The 1,785-nt window shown below is 68.1% G+C and carries 1 protein-coding gene; it reads left to right on the top strand.

What is annotated here, in order from left to right:
* Window positions 1–1,785, top strand: a 1,785-nt coding sequence (locus E7Z54_RS11000) for a DUF11 domain-containing protein (protein WP_168798277.1), incomplete at both ends; no start/stop codon positions are given.

The raw sequence follows: 1,785 nt of genomic DNA, 5'->3' as shown, positions 1-1,785 counted from the left end.
TGACCTGCAACTTCGGCACGGTCGTGCAGGGCACGGCGATCATCCTGCAGACCCCGGTCGTGGCCAACGGGGTCACCGGCGAGGAGGTCGTGATCGACGGCACCAGCCCGAGTGGTGAGAAGGTCACGCTGCCCCCGATCCCGATCCGCAACCCGTTCGCGATGGACATGCAGTGGGGAGGCACCACGTCATACGAGGCCTGGAACGACGTCGACAACCCGCAGTACGTCGACGTCGACCTGGAGTGGTCGCTGCGGCTGGGCGACGGCTCCGACCCGGGTCCGAACTCGATCACCCAGCGGCTGACCCTGACCGACTCCAACGGGCGTCCGGTGACGGTCGGGACCCATCCGAACGTCGGCCAGGAGGACAATCAGGGCGTGCAGGGCTGCACGGAGTTCGACATGTGGAACGCGGATGGCCACCCGTGGTCTCACGTCCCTGGGCACCCGCAGAGCACGAACTTCGTCGACAGCTGCACCCTGACCCCGGTCACAGGAATGCCGGGCGTGTTCGACCTGACCCTGACCGGGATCAACTACGACCTGCTCAACGTGCCGCGGCTGGACTCCGCCAACAAGCCGCTGCCGACCGACTGGGACTACGTCGCCAGCGGCATGGTGTGGTTCCGGGTGGCCACCAGCCAGGCCGGGTCGCTGAGCCTGCAGGCCAGCGCGCCGACCTACCGGGCACCCACGGGCCAGACCTCCACCGACCTGGCCGGCAACAACGCCTCCAGCAAGGTCTACACCCTCCCGGGCGGCTTCAGCTCGGCCTTCATCCGGTGGTACACCGGGAACGGCGGCACGCCCTGGGACGACACCTACCGGGTCGCGGCCGGAACGACGGTCGCCACGGTGACCACCAACTGGCTGAGCGGCAACGACAACCCGGCCCCCACCGCCCAGTACGGCGTCTGCCAGGCCTTCGACACCCAGTACGTCGATTTCGACCCGACTCGCCCGATCAGGTACTGGTATCACGACGCGGAGTCGAAGGGCTTCGAGTTCACCGAGGCGGACCGTCCCGGGGTGGTGGAGTACTACACCGGCGGGGTCGGCGACCCGGACACCTTCAACTGCGGCACCGGCACCTGGTCCGCCGCCCTGCCGACCGACCCGACGACGGTGACCGCGGTGCGGTGGAGCTACCCGGCCTCGGCTGTGGACGCCGTCAACGCCCGGGGCTTCCAGTTCTGGGTCCCGACGAAGATCCAGGACAACGTGGCCCCCGGACAGGACGTCTGGATGTTCGGCTCCTACCAGCGCAACGGGACCTGGACCACGCCCAGCACCTCGCCCGGTCTCACCCCGACGCCCAGCTACCGATACCCCAACACCAACGGGCGTCGGGATGTGTTGGTGGTGGTGACCGCGATCCCGGCGATCAAGAAGAGCTCGCCGCGGTCGACGGTGACGCCGGGAGTGCCGGCGGAGTTCACGTTGACCTACTCCGCGAACGGGGCGGGTGCGATCCCGGCAACGGTGGACGGGTATGTGATCCGTGACGTGCTGCCGTTGGGGATGACCTATCAGCCTGGGTCCGCCGACCCGGCGCCGGTGGTGTCGACCGATGGTGCGGGTCGGGAGGTGCTGACCTGGACGTTGAACGACGTGGCGACGAATGTGCAGCATCCGTTGACCTATCAGGCGGTGGCCGACCCCAGCATCCCGCCGGGAACCCAGCTGACGAACACCGCGGTGTCGAGTCTGGGTCAGGAGGAGTCGGCGCCGGCGTCGAAGACGGTGACGACCTCGACCAACGGGTACACGATCATCTCCAAGA

It is taken from the genome of Nocardioides sp., from assembly GCF_004803405.1.
Classification (GTDB): Bacteria; Actinomycetota; Actinomycetes; order Propionibacteriales; family Nocardioidaceae; genus Nocardioides; species Nocardioides vastitatis.
Note: the sequence above shows the minus strand (reverse complement) of the source record. Positions and strands in the feature narration are given on the sequence as shown.